We start from the raw sequence: 15352 nt of genomic DNA on the forward strand, positions 1-15352 counted from the left end.
TCCTCCCTATTCATCCGCATGGTTTACTTCGATGAACTTCTTTAGATCCTCAGCATAAACAGCCCGCAATTTCTCCGTTCCGTCAAAGGACAGTTCATAGATGCTGTCACCGTCAGATAAACGAATGAAACCGCGTGATTTATATTCTGGAACGATGTGAGCCTCGCTCTTTGTAAATCCATTTCCTGTGAAGGGCGGGGCATCCGTATAAAACTTTGCATCGTCCTCACTAAGTACACGGCCGTGCATTTTTTCAGCCGCTCCCTGATCGGCCCCGCCAAATGGAATACGGACTTTCTCTGGCTCGGTCATGGAAAACCGCATGAGGTAAATGGGTTCGTCGGTAAACTCTCCGTTTGGTTTTAAAAACGGATTCGTTTCAGGTGTCCCATAATCCAAACGTAGCCCTTCCAGCACCGTGTGTGACTTATCTAGCCTTTTCGTGTCGTGAGCATTTGTTAGAAAGCCACCCACCGATTGATAATCACCTGACAAATATTTCGCAAAGTCCCTCGTGTAAATGACTTTCTGCATGAGTGTGCCCTCTACCGGGGCCGGCACATCCATTCGAATCGCCTTGATCAACGCTGCTTCAGATGCACTCAACTCAGCTGTTGAAGTCTGTTTCAACGCAAAGAACTCATCCCTCGTGATTCCGTTACGAGTCAGGCTTACGTCAAGGATCTCCTCAAACGAATCCCCCTCAATCAAGTGTCTAGCGTAGAGGTCCTCGTACGCCCTCCCATGAGCATCCCGGTAGGTCCTGACGGCTCTGTTCACATCCGCCACGCTGTCAACAACCTCAGCCCCCGTCTTTGCCGCCCGTACCGTGCCCCCCGTGAAGAACGTCTCAGCGGCGACACCCAGTGCGTAGCCGCCCCATTTGGCGCGGGAGTAGCCGGTGCCGTTGATGATGTCACGATCCCACGATTCTTTGATCGTCAGACTGATCACTTTGATTTGGCCGGGGATGTTGCGAAATCCGTCTTTATACTTTTGCAAGGTCTCGTCCGGATGCGTCATATCGTGGAAGATCTCGCTGACCTTTTTCTTGATGACGTCCGGATGGCGGAGTGCTTGGTCAAGTTGATAAGCGGGGGAGACCCAAAGCAGCGCCTCCAGTTCGTCCACGATAAAACTGCCGATCCCTTCAAACAAACCGGCGAGCACACCGGCCGGACTGTTTTTGAATGTCTCCGATGCCCACAGCCTTTTGAAATAGTCCCCTGCTTTGTCGAGCAGCGAACCGCCCACCGTGCCGACCTGCCCACCGTTGGCGAAAAACACCCGGTTCGCCATCGCCGACACTTCGTCGAACGCTGCGCTCGCGGCTTGGTTGGCTCTGATTTCCACCATCTCCGCTTCCTGCAACAGCGCGTGCAAACGTTGACGGCGATGCACGATCCGTTCGTCAATCGAAGCCCGCTGAATCTCATCAGCACCCCAATAACTGCGGTGCAGCGAGGCGATCTCTTCTTCGAGTTGATCCGCCTGACGATACAACTGATTCACATAGTCCAGTTGAGAAGCGAGAGACTGCAAGGCCATCCCCGCCCGCTGAAATGCGCTGCCCGCCGTCCCCGCGTCTAACCGCAGATGCTCCGCTACGGTGCGAAACGCATCGGCACCTTCCCCATCCCAGCCGTCTGTACCATCGGTGAGCGTGTTGGCGATTCGCTCGATCTGCCGAGCATGCTCAAACATTTCATTCCCTCGAAACGCAAATGTCTGTGCACCTCTCCGTATTTCTGCCGGATCGGCCAGTTGCCTCATCTGTCTTCCCCTCCTGCCCTCATCCTCTCAGCAGCGACTCCACTCGCACCCGGACCCGAATCGGCAATTCTCGCTCCAACGCGTGCCGGAGCAGGTCCGGGCGGGCGATGCCATGCTTTGCAAAATGTGCCTCCATCGCCGCGAGCTTTTCTTCTTTGCCCGCCATCAGCTGATACAGCACATACCAATCCTCCAGCGCACACAGCGGCACCGGCTCTCGTCCGCTGACCGAGTCCTGACCAAACGGGTACTCGTACACGCCGCTCTCATGGGCGATGCGAAATCCGCCGATCAAGTCGATGCTCGTCCCGTCCGCCTCGTGGACGTAGAAATGCCGCGTCCGGTACGGCTCTTTGGCCTGTCCCCGCTCTCCGGTGCCGATGCCGAGCAACGCTTCGTGTGCCCGCACGGCATCTTCTTCCCGCACGATCAAGTCCACATCGTTCGCCCGCTCCACCAGCCCGTGGATCTTCAACAGCATCGAACCGCCCACCGCATAGACCACACCGGCCCCATTCAACACGTCCGCAATACGCTTCATCCTGACACCGCCCTTTCCCTAGTTCTACCAGTATACACAAAAAAAACCTCCCACGGTCGCGGAAAGGTTTTTTTTGGTTACCATTTGTATCGCCCTGGAACCCCGTCCCGCGCATCGGGCACGCGGATCTCCACACTGCGCAGACTCGCGTCCGAGTCGAGCACGCGATGGCCGTACTCCGTGATAAAGGCGGAAAACGGAAGCGCAGACGCGCCGCGGGGCAGGAGTTCCGCCCGGTAGACATACTCGCCGTTGATCACCACTTCCGCATCCTGCCAAACAAACGCGTCGCCGTTTTTCACGATCAGCCGTTGCCCGTCTGTCGCGATGTCGGCGATCAACTCGACCTGTCCGTCCGGCACACGCCCGCACCCCGTGATCATCACAGTTGCCAGCAACAGCAGACTCCACACTCTCATCCTGTTCGCTCCCCTACTTCTTCTCATAGGACAGGCTCAGATCAAACGACAGATTGGGCGCTTTCGGATGGCTGCGGTGCACCTCGACAGCCAAGGTGTTGGTTCCCTTGACCAGCTTGCCGATGTGATCGCGGATCGAAGACCGCTGGTACAAAACCAGATCATTGGTCTCCGCCAGCGAATAGGCGTCGATCCATCCTGTGCGGATGCCGTCGCGGGCGATCTCCTCGCCGTTCAGATAGGCCGCATACCCATCTTCAAACGCGACATGCAACACCAGATCCCGGATCACCGCCGGATCGTCCGCCAACTCAAAGGTCGTCCGAAAATAATACGCCGCCTCGCCCGTCCTCCCCTCCAAATCCGTCCGAATCCACGACGTCCCGAGATCATCGTTACGGTAGCCAAACGGGGCCCGCCCGACCCGCCACGTCCCGTCCTCATACAGCGGGTGCCGCCAATCGTCCGGCGGCAGAGCGAACGGCTGGAGAATCGGATGCTCACCGGTTAGATCATACCCCTCCGGCACGGCCGCCTTGATCTCCGGCATCGCAAGATGATACCGCCAAAGCGACTGGATGCCCACCGCGACCGTCTCCGCCGCCTGCCCCTGCCCTTGCGGCACCGCCAAAGTCAGTTGATCCAGCGTCGCCCCCGTGCGGTCCTTCGCCTGCACCTCAAGCGTCGACGCATCTCCCTCCAACTCCAGCAGAAACGGCCGGGAGATCTGCTCGGTCGGCCGCCATCGCCCGTACCGTCCGCGTGCCGCGCCCTCATAGCTCGCCGCTGTCTGCGCGAGGAACGGCTCGTAGGCGTACACCTCGCGGGCTGTCAGCACAAGACTCGCTTGCGCCTCTTCCACAGCCTGCCAAAACAGATCCGACGACGGCACTTCGTCGACCAGCACCACCGTATGCGGCTGCCGGTTTTCCGCCGCCGCCCGCTTCAACCAATCGAGTTGCGCCGGATCGCCCGCCTCCATCCTCGCCCCGTCTAAAAAGAACAAACGCGCCTTGCCGTACTCGACCGGATACACCGTCTTGCCGTAGCCTGCCAGCGCATCGCTCGGCAGATACGGATAGGACGCCGCAAACTCCTCCTGCGAGCTCGCTCCGTCGTAGATCGGATAAAACGAAGACAAGGGGGCCTGACCCCCTTTTTGAAACAACCGGTCTGGTCCCGCGCAAAAATCGGCTCCCGGCACGTCCGACATCCAAGCACGGATCTCCAGTTTCTCCGCTTGCTCCGGGAACAGGCAAAAAGCAAACCGGCTCTCATCCCTTGCCGCCGCTTGATAGGTCTGCATCGGGACCTCACTCCACAGCAGAGACGAGGCAAGAAAAAGAAACACGAGCAACACCGCAGCCAGCATTTTGTACCGCTTGAAAAAAATCACCTTCACGACTCCTCTCCGTCAGCCGATGGACGGCACGTTCCACCCGAAGATGGCGTGATACAGCGGCGGCCACAGCAAGACGAGCATCGCGACCACGCCAGCCAGACAGCCGTACGTCCACACCCGCAGATTCAGCTCCCGGCCGCGGAGCAACACGTGCCACATCACCCACGACACCAGCCAGCCGACCAGTCCCGCCGTCTCTTTGCCCGCATACGGTCCGATGCCGTACCAGGCCGGCATCCACGAGCCGAGCTTGAGCAGACGGCCGTTCGCCGTCAGCGGATCCGCGACGCTCCACCAGTGGGCGGCCGTCAGCAGCGCGAGGCCGGTCAGCACGGCGAGCAGCGCCGCGACCGCCTCCCCGTTTTTTCGTTTATATGCAGACATGAGCCACACGTCCTCCTACACCAGTTTCAATTTGGCCAAGCCCAGCCCCGTCGCCAGCCCGATCAGCAGGCAGATCCACAACAGCGTGATCAGCATCGCCACCACGTGAGCGACGCCGCTCCCGTGCAGATCTTCTCGGTACCGCCACAGCAAAAACGCTGCCGCAAGTCCGAGCGGCAGGGGAAAGAGCGAGACAAACTCCTTGTACTCCATCACCACCGTGTGCGCCGCCGGAGCGTTGGCGAGATACCACTGCTGCGCGCCGTCGTGCGCCCGGTAGCCGATGTACAGCCAGTTGCCGAAGATCACCGACAGCAACGTCAGCAGATTGGTGATCCACAGCGGTCCGATCAGCCGTTTGGTCGCTTCTTCGCGACCGCGCAGGAGCGGGTAGGTGAGGTGGAGCAGGAAGGCGCTCACGATCACAGTCAACATCGAGGCCAGCCCGTGCAGCGCGCCGACCGTCTGCCGCGTGCCAAGACCCAGCCATGTAAAGCAGGGGATGGATAAAAAGAGCAGGGCGGCTGCCACACCTTGCGCAACCGCCAAGTCACGTGCGTTAAACATCTGTTTCATGCTCTTATCTGTTCACCGTAAACGAGTCGAGCAGGTTGTTGTTCACATCGTAGGTCTTGAACGTGGCGAGACCGTCAGCGATGTCGACGACCATGTAGTGGTAGCTCGCCTTCGGACCGACCGTCACACCGCGCGAGTCGGACACTTTCGATGAGAGCGGCGCACCGGCCCCGCCGAGCGTCAGTTGGTAGATCGATTTTTCGAACGTGTATCCGTTGCCGTTGAAGGACGAGTTGATCAGACGGCGGTTGTAGTTGTGTTCGTGACCAACAAAGGCGGCGGTGACGTTGTTGTTGTCGAGCACGTCCCAGAACGCGTCGCGGTTCGACGGCGAACCGTCCAGCGAGCCGCCGTAGTGCGCGCCGATCGGATACGCCGGCACGTGCCACTGCACAAAGGTATGTTGCTTGCCGCTGGTGGACAACACCGAGTTCAGCCAGTTGCGCTGGGTCGTATCGACCACATATTTGCCGCTGGAATTTTTGCGGTCGGAGTTGACCGTGACAAAGCGGGCATTGCCAAAGTCAAAGTAGTACGCAGTTCGCTGGTAGCCGGAGAGCTGATTGCTCGGCAGGTAGGAGAATTGATTGGAGAAGATCGTCTCGTCATGCTCGTGGTTGCCAAGAGCGGGATATACCATGTTCAGCGGGTAGTAATCATCCACGATGTTCTTCCAAGCGGTCAACTCCGAGTTGACGGCCGAGCCGCCGTACACTTGGTCACCGGTGAACAGCAGGAACGAAGGTTGCGGCGAGATGCCTTTCACCTTGGTCAGCAGAGCGCGCAGTTGCGTCTCGTTGACCCCGCTGGACGAACCGCGCGAGTCCCCCATCACCACAAATCGGAACGATGTCGTGGCCGCTTCCACCTTGTCCGTTTCTTCCACACCCGGCACTCCGCCGGAAAATGCAAACAGCGGTGCGGCGACCGCTGCCGCTACAAGCGACAGCATCCATTTTTTCTTTTTCATCTACATGACCTCCTCAGATAACTTCAACCAACAACACAAATTATAATGATAGATTGTAAATTTAAATTGTGCGTTTCATAGAGATTTGACCTATAATGAACGGGTACACCTACATACCAAAAATCCCCACGAGGAGGCATCACCGATGACCCAATCGATCCACGACATCGCCGTTACCACCGCGTCCGGCGAAACCACCACGCTCGGCGCCTACAAAGGCAAGGCCCTGCTGATCATCAACGTCGCGTCCAAATGCGGCTTTACCAACCAATACGCAGGACTGCAGTCTCTCCATGAGAAGTACAAAGACCAAGGCCTCGCCGTCCTCGCCTTCCCGTGCAACGACTTCGGCGGGCAAGAGCCGGGCACCATCGAGGAAGTCCAACAGTTCTGTTCGACCACCTACGGCGTGACGTTCGACCTGTTCGACAAAGTGGGCATCCTCGAAAACACCCACCCGCTGTACCAGTACCTGACCGCGCACGCAGAGCCGTCCGGCCAGGTGCAATGGAACTTTGAAAAATTCCTGATCGGCAAAGACGGCGCGATCCTCGGCCGCTTCGGCTCCCGCGTCAAACCGGACGATGCGGAACTGACCGACGCCATTGAAGCAGCACTCGCCTAACACAAAAAGACCCTGTCACAGAGTGACAGGGTCTTTTTTATCGCCGGACAAAACGCTCGACAGCCCGTATCCCGACTGACCGGAGATCGCAAAGTACGCCGACATCGCCAGCAGCAGCACTTCAAGCTCCATACCGCCGACATAACCGCCTTTCAGTTTGGCAGTGAAGATCGCGCCGACCATCACCACGCCGAACGCAGCGGCGATGTAGCGGGAGAACAAGCCGAGGATCAGCAGCGCACCGCCGATCAGTTCGATGTAGCCGACCGGATAAGCGAGGAAGGAGGGGAGACCGAGGGAAGCGAAAAATCCGCCCACTTTGTCGAGGCCCATCTGCATTTTTTGCAGGCCGTGCAGCAGAAAGCTCAGGCCGAGCGCGAGACGCAAGATCGTCATCGCCACTTGATGTTGAGGGGTGAACACGGAAAACAGCTCCTTATAGAAATAATAGATTCATATTACAAAACCACCGCACACGAGGTTTCCTAATAGAAAACTTTGTTCTCTATTACATTCACAAGATATCACCCGCCCCACTGGTGTGTCAACCCCTTTTTCGCTATAATAAAACTCAGTTATTTTGCAGAAAACCTAGGAGTGAAGCTCATGGCTCTCGATATCGGCACTTCGATCCGTGCCATCCGCAAGCGAAAAGGCATTACGATCCCGCAGTTGTGCGAAGGCACCGGACTGTCAAAAGGCTTCATCAGCAACGTGGAAAACAACAAAACGTCCCCTTCGATCGCCACGCTGGAGACGATCGCAAACTACCTGAACGTCCCGGTCGCCTATTTTCTGCTCTCCCGCTCCGAACGGATGGAGATCATCCGCAAAGACGAGCGCAAAGTGAAATCTTCACCATCCGGCGGCAAGATCGAATACTTGACCAAAGAAGGTCCGCTACGGATGATGATCGCCGAGATGCAGCCCGGCAGCTCGACGGGAGAGAACCATTCGCATGAGGGGAAAGAAGTGCACCTCGTGCTCTCCGGACGACTGTACATCGAGTTCGGTGAAGAATCGGCCTATGTGGAGACGGGCGACACGTTTGCGTGGAACGCCATCGTCCCGCATGTTGTGAAAAATGTCGGCGACGACGTGGCGGTGATGCTGATCGCCATCTATAATGACAGCGATACCCCCTCGATCTACTAGAGAACGACAAAAAAGGGCCCGGCTGTGTGATGTCCACACGGCCGGGCTTTCAAGTTGAGGGGTATTTCATCAAAGCTCATTTCCAAATGGGTTGATAACTGAGAACCGATCTCAATTACACACTTATCTTACCATCATTGAGAATGGTTTTCAATGGGCAATTTCCGCTTCCGCAGCGGGCGCGAGGTCAGACTCGTCTTGGAACAAGACTTCAAACACTTCGCCGTGCTGGAGGATGATGATGTTTTTCTTGCGCACCTTCATCACCGCGACCTCCGGTTTTTGCCGCATCGATTCGATGTAGTCGTCCGGCACTTCGCCCGCATCGCTGACGGTGATGCCTTGGATCTCTTTCTCCTCGTTTTCACCGAGTTCCGTGTCTTGCAATTCCTCGAACAGGTCTGAGAAGACCTCGTAATTTTTCGTATAGACCGTCACACATCTCATAGGTTCTCCCGCTCCTTCGCATGGTCACTCGTTTGGTAACTATCGGAAATTAGGATGGACAAAAGATCGGGGGATTATGCGATTTCCCATTTTCGATTATGATGAAAGAAGTGTGTGATTCCCGCAGAAAAGAGGACCTTTCATGTTTCGCTCCTTAAAAGAATATCCCCGGATCATGTGGATCATCTGCATCGGGGTGGCGATCTCGGCGATTGGCGAGTCGTTTCTCTGGCCGCTGACGACCACCTATATCCACGTCACGCTCGGCAAATCGCTGACAGTCGCCACGCTGGTGTTGCTGTTGCAATACACCGGCTGTCTGATCGGCAATCTCGTCGGCGGCATGCTGTTCGACCGCTGGGACGGGCGCAAGACGATCGCGCTGGCGATCACCGGCGCGATCGTGCTTCTGCTGCTGATGTCGCTGCAGCTCGGCTTTGTCCAGTACGTCATCTTCCTCGTTTTGCTCGGGATCTGCAACGGCATGATCTGGCCGCTGCAGCGGGCGCTCGGCGCGACGTTGTGGCCGGAAGGGGGGAGGCGGGCGATGAACATGATCTACGTCGCCAACAACCTCGGCGTCGCCATCGGTGCGGCATCCGGCGGTCTGCTGGCATCGCACTCCTTCTCGATGGCGTTCCTTGGCAATGCGCTCACGTACGCCGTGTTCCTCGCCATCTTCCTGATCAACATCAAGCCCACTCACCTGATCCGCCAAAAAGAAGCGCAAAAGCAACGCGCCGCCGCACCGGCTGTGCGCGTCTCGATGCGCGTCTGGGCCTCGCTCGGGGCGATCTCCGTCGGCCTGACCGTGCTCGTGATCACCTACGTGCAGTGGCAGACGACGCTGTCCACCTACGTGCAGGCGCTCGGTGTGACGATGCCGCTCTACTCGTTCCTGTGGACGCTCAACGGTCTTGTGATCGTGCTGGGGCAGCCGATCCTCTCCTGGGCCTTGCACAAGAGCCGCCTGTCGATCCAAGGGCAGATCATCATCGGTGCGCTGATCTTCATCCTCTCGTGGATGATCATCTCCTCGACGACCGCCTATCTTGGATTTGCCATCGCGATGTGCATCATCACCGTCGGCGAGATGCTGGTCTGGCCCGGCGTCCCGGCCATCGCCGCCGAACTAGCCCCCAGCGGGCGAGAGGGCATCTTCCAAGGCATCGCCTTCTCCGGGCAGTCGGTCGGCCGGATGATCGGACCGCTCCTCGGCGGCTTCCTCTATGAGCAGCACTCGTCAGACAGCATGATCCTGACGATGACGGCGATCTCGGTGGTCGCACTGGGATGCTTCTTGCTCTACGGACGACTGGGGCGCAGGAGCACCCCGCACGACGTATCCGCTGCGCCGCCTTCCCTCTAAACAAAAGGAGGATGTCACGTCTATGAAACGTCTCTTCTGTGCATTGACCCTGTCTGTCGGTCTTTCCTTATCTGTTGCGGGGTGCCAGTCATCTGATTCGAACATTGGCAACGCATCCCCGATCGCGCAGGAATCGAAATATCAAGACGCGATCCAATCGTGGGGGGAGCCCGCTTACCTCCCGACCTATCTCCCGAAACATGACTCACTTGAGATGGTAACCGTTCAGGAAAAAGAGGACAAAAGTCTCAACATCGTCACATACATCGTGCAGATCAATCAGACCCACACATCTGCCAAGGAGATCGTATCCCTCAAGTATGGGTTTGCAGAAAAGCGAGAAACTGTCCAAGAGACGATCAAGCGCCTCTCCAAGCCAGGGGGCAGAACGGAGTTTGGCTATCAAGAGATCGAGAAAATCAAGGTGGGAGACGCAGACGGCTATTGGTATCGCGTGCGCGACAAACATGGTGATACCCAAGTCGCCGAATTGATTTTCGACACCATCCATGTCTCCCTCCACAGCGAAAAAGTTGACAAAACAGAGTTTATGAAGATCGTCAACAGCTTGCGAAAAGTCAAGCCAGACTGATCAACACAAAAATACCCCTTCCCAGCACACAGATCACACATGCTGGAAAGGGGTGTTTTTTAATGACTTATCACAACAGATGGACCTACGCGTACATCGTCGCTTGCTTCTCTTTGATTACCGGGTCTTCGAGGTACTCGTCGTAGGTGGTCGCTTTGTCGATCAGGCCGTTCGGGGTCAGTTCCATGATCCGGTTGGCGATCGTCTGCACGAACTGGTGGTCGTGGGAGACGAACAGCAGGGAGCCGGTGTAGTTGATCAAGCCGTTGTTGAGCGCGGTGATCGATTCGAGGTCCAAGTGGTTGGTCGGCTCGTCCATCATCAACACGTTCGCTTGCTTGAGCATCATCATCGACAGCATGCAGCGCACTTTCTCACCGCCGGAGAGCACGTTGGCTTTCTTCAGCGACTCTTCGCCGGAGAACAGCATGCGGCCGAGGAAGCCGCGGACAAACGTCTCGTCCGGGTCTTTGGAATACTGACGCAGCCAGTCGACGAGGTTCAGGTCGGTGTCAAAGTAGTCCTTGTTGTCCTTCGGGAAATAGGCATTGGTCGTGGTCACGCCAAATTTGAACTCGCCGCTGTCCGGCTCGATCTCGCCTGCGAGCACTTGGAACAGGGTGGTCTTTGCCAGCTCATCCGGGCCGACAAACGCGATCTTGTCCCCTTTGTTGACGGTGAAGGAGATGTTGTTCAGCACCTTGACGCCTTCGATGGTGACGGTGAGATCGGAGACGGTCAGGATGTCATTGCCCGCCTCACGCTCCGGCTTGAAGTCGATAAACGGATATTTGCGGCTCGACGGACGGATGTCGTCGAGGGTGATCTTATCGAGCTGTTTCTTACGAGAAGTCGCCTGCTTCGACTTGGAAGCGTTGGCGGAGAAGCGGCGGATAAACTCTTCCAGCTCTTTGATCTTCTCTTCTTTTTTCTTGTTGACGTTCTTTTGCAGCTGCATCGCCAGTTGGGAGGACTCGAACCAGAAGTCGTAGTTGCCCACGTACAGCTGGATCTTGCCAAAGTCGATGTCGGCGATGTGCGTGCAGACTTGGTTCAGGAAGTGACGGTCATGGGAAACGACGATGACGGTGTTTTGGTAGCCGTGCAGGAAGTTCTCCAGCCATTTGATCGATTCCATGTCCAAGTGGTTGGTCGGCTCGTCCAGCAGCAGGATGTCCGGGTTGCCGAACAGGGCCTGAGCGAGCAGGACGCGGACTTTCTCCGAGCCGTCGAGGTCTTTCATCAATTTGTCGTGCATCGATTCCGGGATGCCAAGGCCGGAGAGCAACTCCGCCGCTTCCGACTCCGCGACCCAGCCGTTCAGCTCGGCAAACTCGCCTTCGAGCTCTGCGGCACGCATGCCGTCTTCGTCGGTCATCTCCGGCTTTGCGTAGATCTCGTCGCGCTCGATCATGATGTCATAGAGGCGCTTGTGGCCGTAGATGACGGTGCGCAGGACTTGGAATTCGTCAAATTCGAAGTGGTTCTGCTTGAGGATCGCCAGACGCTCGCCCGGCGTGATGTTGACTTCGCCCTTGCTCGGGTCGATCTCGCCGGAGAGGATTTTCAGAAACGTGGACTTGCCTGCGCCGTTCGCTCCGATCAGGCCGTAGCAGTTGCCCGGCGTGAACTTGATCGAGACGTCTTCAAACAGGGCGCGCTTGCCATATCGTAAAGTGATACCTTGAGTGCTGATCATATGTGGTTGTACCATCCTTTTCTTTGTTTCATAAAGAAGTGCCACTATCCATAATAGCACAGAAACATCAAAAACCCTCATCAAGTGAGGGTTTTTACAAATTTTATCGACGGAACGCGCTCGGCAGGTGCCGCTTGCCGCCGTAGGAGCGCGGGTTGGCGAGCGTCTCCTCGATGGCACGGCGCAGATGGGAGGCAACCTGCGCCCGGTCGGTGAGCACCTCGTTGGAGAGGAACACCTCGCGCTTGACCTCGATCTCGCTGAATCCGAGCAGTGTCGGCAGGTCGAGCTCCATCAGCAGACGCACACCGTCCGCTTCGACAGCCGCTTCAAACTCCAACTCGTTCAGGCGGCTGTAGTAGTCCTCCGGCACCGCGTAGGCGAACTCTTGGTTGTAGCCGTTGAATTCGCCGGAGTCATGCTTTTCCCGGAAGCCCATGTCGGCGATCGCGTCGAGCACGGCCGCAAAGCGGGGGGAGGGGAGGAGGGTGATCGCATCCCGGTCGCCGCTGTCGAGACCCTCTTCGATATCCAGATTGGTGGAGAAATAATACGACGCGTGGCGGCGGGAGACCGGCAGATTTTCCGGCAGGGTAAAGCGCACGTCCAGCGTCTTGCGCTCGCCCGGCGGCAGGTCAAACGCGCCGCTGACCGGGATGCTGGCGATCACCGGGTAGATCGCGCTGTCTTCATATTTCATCTTCAAGTTCAAATCGAGCGTGATCCCGTTGATCGACTGTTCGACGTTGCCGCCGACGATTTGAAATTGGCCTTCCACTGTATCACCGAGACGATATTGATTGCCATTCAGTTGAAAATCGATCTGTGCAGATCCGACACCGATTTTGGCCATGAATTTTTTAAACACTCGGCTCACTCCATCCTGTTGTCGTTTTCACTTACTGAGGTATACGCAGGCAGGGGAGAGAGGTTTCAGTCTTTTTTTACTCGTCGTTTGCAGAGGTGAAGATCATCACGTATTTGAGCAGTTCGAGGAGCGAGATCAAAGCGGCCGCCACATAGGTGAGCGCCGCAGCGTTGAGGACTTTGTTCACGCCGCGCTCTTCCTCGTTGGTGATAAATCCTTCGGAAACCATTAGCGCTTTGGCCCGCGACGAGGCGTTAAATTCGACGGGCAGGGTGATCACTTGAAACAGCACCGCCACCGAGAAAAACAGGATGCCAAGGCCGATCAGATTGGTCGCCTGAAACAGAAAACCGCCGATCAGCAAAAACGGTGCCACACCGGATGCCAGCCGGGTGAGCGGGAAGAGGCGATGGCGAAACTTCAAGAACGGATAGGCGTTTTGATGCTGGATCGCATGTCCCACCTCATGGCAGGCGACAGACAGCGACGAGATCGAATGCCCGGCATAGACCGGCTCCGACAGCCGCACGACGCGGTGGATCGGATCGTAGTGGTCGGTCAGCGCGCCCGGCACCGGCTCAATCGGCACGTCGTGCAGCCCTTGGCTGTCCAGCAGTTGCCTGGCCGCCTGCTCGCCGGTCAGCCCGGAAGAGGCCGGGACGTCCGCATAGCGCCGAAAATTGCCTTTGACTTTGAACTGCGCCCATACGGACAGGCCAAACGCGATCAAGATCACAAAGTCCATCGGATGAAAGAACATCAGACGATTCCCTCCTTGTCCGGGTCAGCTTGGTGGTCTTTCGAGATGCGCACCCGTTCGACGCGGTGCCCTTCCAGCTCTTCGACGCGAAACCGGTAGCCTTCCGCCTCCACGATCTCGCCCTGCTCCGGCGTGCGGCCCAGCGTTCCGTAGACCCAGCCGCCGATGGTGTCGACCTCTTCGTTGTTTAAGCGGATACGAAGCAGGTCATTGATCTCATCGACCAGCACGCGGCCTTCGACGAGATAGCCCTCGGGCGTGGTCTGCACCGGCGGGATCTCGTCGATGTCAAACTCATCGCGGATCTCGCCGACCAGCTCTTCGATGATATCCTCCATCGTGATCAGACCGGCCGTACCGCCAAACTCGTCGACGACAATCGCCATCTGTGTCCGGTGTTTCTGCATCTCGCGCAACACGATGGAGATCTCCGCCGACTCGGAGACGACGATGATCCGGCGCAGCACTTTTTGCAGATCGAACGGTTTGCCGTCGTCGAGGCGCAGGTAGAAGTCCTTGATGTGGATAAAGCCGAGCACATGGTCTTTGTCCTCCCGCGTGACCGGGAAGCGAGTGTGCTGTTCGCGGCGGATCTTGGCCAGCACCTCGTCGCGGGAGTCGTTGATGTCGAGGGTGACCATGTCGATGCGCGGCACCATGATCTCGCGGGCGATCCGCTCGGAAAAATCGAACACCGAGTCAAACAGCGCCATCTCCGTCTGGTCGATCAGGCCGCTGCGGTGACTCTGGCTCACCAGCATGCGGATCTCCTCCTCGGTGTGCGCCAGTTCGCCTTCGGTGGCGGGCATGATGCCGAGGGAGCGCAGAAGCAGGTTGGCGGTGCCGTTGAGAAACCAGATGAACGGGTACATGATCTTGTGAAACGCGATCATCGGCCACGCGGTAAACATCACGGTGACTTCCGGCCGATGGATCGCCAGCGATTTGGGTGCCAGTTCCCCGAGCACGATGTGCAAAAAGGTGATCACGGCAAAGGCGATCACAAACGCGACGGTGTGCACGGCGAGGATCGGCACACCAAGGGCGGTCAGCGGCGGTTCGATCAGCTGGGCGATGGCCGGCTCCCCGATCCAGCCAAGGCCGAGCGAGGCCAGCGTGATCCCGAGTTGGGTGGCGGAGAGATAGGCGTCCAGGTGCTTCAGCACCCGTTGCGCCCGCAACGCCTTTCGGTTGCCTTCCTCGACCAACTGCTGCACGCGGCTCTGGCGGATGCGCACCATCGCAAATTCGGCGGCGACAAAAAATCCGTTCAGAAACACGAGAAACAGCACCAACGCCAGATTCAAAGCGGCCATCGACGGTTGGGCCAACGCCGATCCCTCCTTTCGCACTCTCATTTCCCCTTACCATTTGCAATCCGGGCACAAAAAAAACCTGTTCCCGCAGGAACAGGTGAAGCTGGCGTTATTTCTTTTTCTTTTTCTTCTTGAGCGAAGAGGAGCTGCCTTGGTCGATGATGATGTCATTTTTCGAAGCGACGGTCAGGGTGTGCGTGCCGTCCGCTTTGATCTCGAGCAGCATCGGCGATTGGCCGGCTTTTTCCACGACGGTCAGTTTCTTGACGTCGTACTCGCCGTATTGTTTCAGGTTCAGTTCGTAGTCGTCGTCCTTTTGCTCATAGACGGCCTGGGTGACTTCGTGCGTGCCGACCGGCGGTTTCTTGCCGCCGAAGCAAGAGGCGACGAGGACGAGGACCAGAACGATCAGCAGAATGAAAATCAACAAAGCTTTGGTGCGTTTTTTCATCTCTA

The 15352-nt window shown here is 57.4% G+C and carries 18 protein-coding genes; 4 read left to right on the top strand and 14 right to left on the bottom strand.

Annotation, left to right across the window (positions count from 1 at the left end; all coding sequences use genetic code 11):
• Window positions 1–6: 6 nt before the first annotated feature.
• From OS242_RS06910 to OS242_RS06940, 7 genes are all read right to left on the bottom strand, one after another.
• On the bottom strand, window positions 7–1773 hold the full coding sequence (locus tag OS242_RS06910; protein WP_267150921.1) for a WXG100 family type VII secretion target: 1767 nt from the start codon (window positions 1771–1773) through the stop codon (window positions 7–9).
• Between the two features lie 19 nt (window positions 1774–1792).
• Window positions 1793–2314 (bottom strand): hypothetical protein, encoded by a 522-nt coding sequence (locus OS242_RS06915; RefSeq protein WP_267150922.1) that lies wholly within the window; start codon window positions 2312–2314, stop codon window positions 1793–1795.
• Between the two features lie 77 nt (window positions 2315–2391).
• A complete protein-coding gene (locus tag OS242_RS06920; protein WP_267150923.1) occupies window positions 2392–2733 on the bottom strand; it encodes a hypothetical protein in 342 nt (113 codons plus the stop codon).
• 13 nt (window positions 2734–2746) lie between these two features.
• Window positions 2747–4129 (bottom strand): hypothetical protein, encoded by a 1383-nt coding sequence (locus OS242_RS06925; RefSeq protein WP_267150924.1) that lies wholly within the window; start codon window positions 4127–4129, stop codon window positions 2747–2749.
• Window positions 4130–4147: 18 nt separating this feature from the next.
• Window positions 4148–4519, bottom strand: a complete 372-nt coding sequence (locus tag OS242_RS06930) for a hypothetical protein (RefSeq protein WP_267150925.1) — start codon at window positions 4517–4519, stop codon at window positions 4148–4150.
• Window positions 4520–4534: 15 nt separating this feature from the next.
• On the bottom strand, window positions 4535–5086 hold the full coding sequence (locus OS242_RS06935; RefSeq protein ID WP_267150926.1) for a hypothetical protein: 552 nt from the start codon (window positions 5084–5086) through the stop codon (window positions 4535–4537).
• Between the two features lie 13 nt (window positions 5087–5099).
• Window positions 5100–6065, bottom strand: a complete 966-nt coding sequence (locus tag OS242_RS06940; protein WP_267150927.1) for a metallophosphoesterase family protein — start codon at window positions 6063–6065, stop codon at window positions 5100–5102.
• A 145-nt stretch (window positions 6066–6210) separates the two neighbouring features.
• Here OS242_RS06940 and OS242_RS06945 point away from each other — a divergent pair, with 145 nt between their 5' ends.
• A complete protein-coding gene (locus OS242_RS06945; protein WP_267150928.1) occupies window positions 6211–6690 on the top strand; it encodes a glutathione peroxidase in 480 nt (159 codons plus the stop codon).
• Between the two features lie 15 nt (window positions 6691–6705).
• On the opposite strand, the gene OS242_RS06950 is transcribed toward OS242_RS06945, so the two are convergent.
• Window positions 6706–7113: a DoxX family protein gene (locus tag OS242_RS06950; RefSeq protein WP_323372917.1), complete on the bottom strand. Its 408-nt coding sequence runs from the start codon at window positions 7111–7113 to the stop codon at window positions 6706–6708.
• A 183-nt stretch (window positions 7114–7296) separates the two neighbouring features.
• Here OS242_RS06950 and OS242_RS06955 point away from each other — a divergent pair, with 183 nt between their 5' ends.
• Entirely contained in the window at window positions 7297–7845 is a 549-nt protein-coding gene (locus OS242_RS06955) for a helix-turn-helix domain-containing protein (RefSeq protein ID WP_267150929.1), read from the top strand.
• A gap of 150 nt (window positions 7846–7995) precedes the next feature.
• On the opposite strand, the gene OS242_RS06960 is transcribed toward OS242_RS06955, so the two are convergent.
• Window positions 7996–8292, bottom strand: a complete 297-nt coding sequence (locus tag OS242_RS06960) for an NAD/NADP transhydrogenase alpha subunit (protein ID WP_267150930.1) — start codon at window positions 8290–8292, stop codon at window positions 7996–7998.
• 142 nt (window positions 8293–8434) lie between these two features.
• On the opposite strand from OS242_RS06960, the gene OS242_RS06965 reads away from it, so the two are divergent.
• Both OS242_RS06965 and OS242_RS06970 read left to right on the top strand, forming a co-directional pair.
• On the top strand, window positions 8435–9661 hold the full coding sequence (locus OS242_RS06965) for an MFS transporter (RefSeq protein WP_267150931.1): 1227 nt from the start codon (window positions 8435–8437) through the stop codon (window positions 9659–9661).
• A gap of 22 nt (window positions 9662–9683) precedes the next feature.
• Window positions 9684–10253, top strand: a complete 570-nt coding sequence (locus OS242_RS06970; protein WP_267150932.1) for an uS8 family ribosomal protein — start codon at window positions 9684–9686, stop codon at window positions 10251–10253.
• A gap of 85 nt (window positions 10254–10338) precedes the next feature.
• Here OS242_RS06970 and OS242_RS06975 read toward each other — a convergent pair whose 3' ends face one another.
• The 5 genes from OS242_RS06975 to OS242_RS06995 form a co-directional block, all read right to left on the bottom strand.
• Window positions 10339–11952: an ABC-F family ATP-binding cassette domain-containing protein gene (locus OS242_RS06975; protein WP_267150933.1), complete on the bottom strand. Its 1614-nt coding sequence runs from the start codon at window positions 11950–11952 to the stop codon at window positions 10339–10341.
• A gap of 103 nt (window positions 11953–12055) precedes the next feature.
• The gene (locus tag OS242_RS06980) at window positions 12056–12820 is read right to left on the bottom strand and encodes a sporulation protein (protein ID WP_267150934.1); all 765 of its coding nucleotides are present in this window, start codon (window positions 12818–12820) and stop codon (window positions 12056–12058) included.
• 76 nt (window positions 12821–12896) lie between these two features.
• The gene (locus OS242_RS06985) at window positions 12897–13580 is read right to left on the bottom strand and encodes a zinc metallopeptidase (protein WP_267150935.1); all 684 of its coding nucleotides are present in this window, start codon (window positions 13578–13580) and stop codon (window positions 12897–12899) included.
• Window positions 13580–14896, bottom strand: coding sequence for a hemolysin family protein (locus OS242_RS06990; protein ID WP_407702098.1), 1317 nt, complete (start codon window positions 14894–14896; stop codon window positions 13580–13582). The genes OS242_RS06985 and OS242_RS06990 overlap by 1 nt, the downstream gene beginning before the upstream one ends.
• A gap of 109 nt (window positions 14897–15005) precedes the next feature.
• Window positions 15006–15347 carry a hypothetical protein gene (locus OS242_RS06995; RefSeq protein WP_267150937.1) on the bottom strand — a complete coding sequence of 114 codons (342 nt, stop codon included), beginning with the start codon at window positions 15345–15347 and terminating at the stop codon, window positions 15006–15008.
• Window positions 15348–15352 lie beyond the last annotated feature (5 nt).

The sequence above is a fragment of the Tumebacillus lacus genome (assembly GCF_026410385.1).
Classification (GTDB): domain Bacteria; phylum Bacillota; class Bacilli; order Tumebacillales; family Tumebacillaceae; genus Tumebacillus; species Tumebacillus lacus.

What these genes read in the sequence shown, in the direction of transcription:
- OS242_RS06975 (WP_267150933.1), bottom strand. Translation starts at nt 11,952, where the DNA reads ATGATCAGCACTCAAGGTATCACTTTACGATATGGCAAGCGCGCCCTG.
- OS242_RS06940 (WP_267150927.1), bottom strand. Translation starts at nt 6,065, where the DNA reads ATGAAAAAGAAAAAATGGATGCTGTCGCTTGTAGCGGCAGCGGTCGCC.
- OS242_RS06915 (WP_267150922.1), bottom strand. Translation starts at nt 2,314, where the DNA reads ATGAAGCGTATTGCGGACGTGTTGAATGGGGCCGGTGTGGTCTATGCG.
- OS242_RS06945 (WP_267150928.1), top strand. Translation starts at nt 6,211, where the DNA reads ATGACCCAATCGATCCACGACATCGCCGTTACCACCGCGTCCGGCGAA.
- OS242_RS06920 (WP_267150923.1), bottom strand. Translation starts at nt 2,733, where the DNA reads ATGAGAGTGTGGAGTCTGCTGTTGCTGGCAACTGTGATGATCACGGGG.
- OS242_RS06960 (WP_267150930.1), bottom strand. Translation starts at nt 8,292, where the DNA reads ATGAGATGTGTGACGGTCTATACGAAAAATTACGAGGTCTTCTCAGAC.
- OS242_RS06930 (WP_267150925.1), bottom strand. Translation starts at nt 4,519, where the DNA reads ATGTCTGCATATAAACGAAAAAACGGGGAGGCGGTCGCGGCGCTGCTC.
- OS242_RS06935 (WP_267150926.1), bottom strand. Translation starts at nt 5,086, where the DNA reads ATGTTTAACGCACGTGACTTGGCGGTTGCGCAAGGTGTGGCAGCCGCC.
- OS242_RS06970 (WP_267150932.1), top strand. Translation starts at nt 9,684, where the DNA reads ATGAAACGTCTCTTCTGTGCATTGACCCTGTCTGTCGGTCTTTCCTTA.
- OS242_RS06965 (WP_267150931.1), top strand. Translation starts at nt 8,435, where the DNA reads ATGTTTCGCTCCTTAAAAGAATATCCCCGGATCATGTGGATCATCTGC.
- OS242_RS06995 (WP_267150937.1), bottom strand. Translation starts at nt 15,347, where the DNA reads ATGAAAAAACGCACCAAAGCTTTGTTGATTTTCATTCTGCTGATCGTT.
- OS242_RS06985 (WP_267150935.1), bottom strand. Translation starts at nt 13,580, where the DNA reads ATGTTCTTTCATCCGATGGACTTTGTGATCTTGATCGCGTTTGGCCTG.
- OS242_RS06990 (WP_407702098.1), bottom strand. Translation starts at nt 14,896, where the DNA reads ATGGCCGCTTTGAATCTGGCGTTGGTGCTGTTTCTCGTGTTTCTGAAC.
- OS242_RS06955 (WP_267150929.1), top strand. Translation starts at nt 7,297, where the DNA reads ATGGCTCTCGATATCGGCACTTCGATCCGTGCCATCCGCAAGCGAAAA.
- OS242_RS06910 (WP_267150921.1), bottom strand. Translation starts at nt 1,773, where the DNA reads ATGAGGCAACTGGCCGATCCGGCAGAAATACGGAGAGGTGCACAGACA.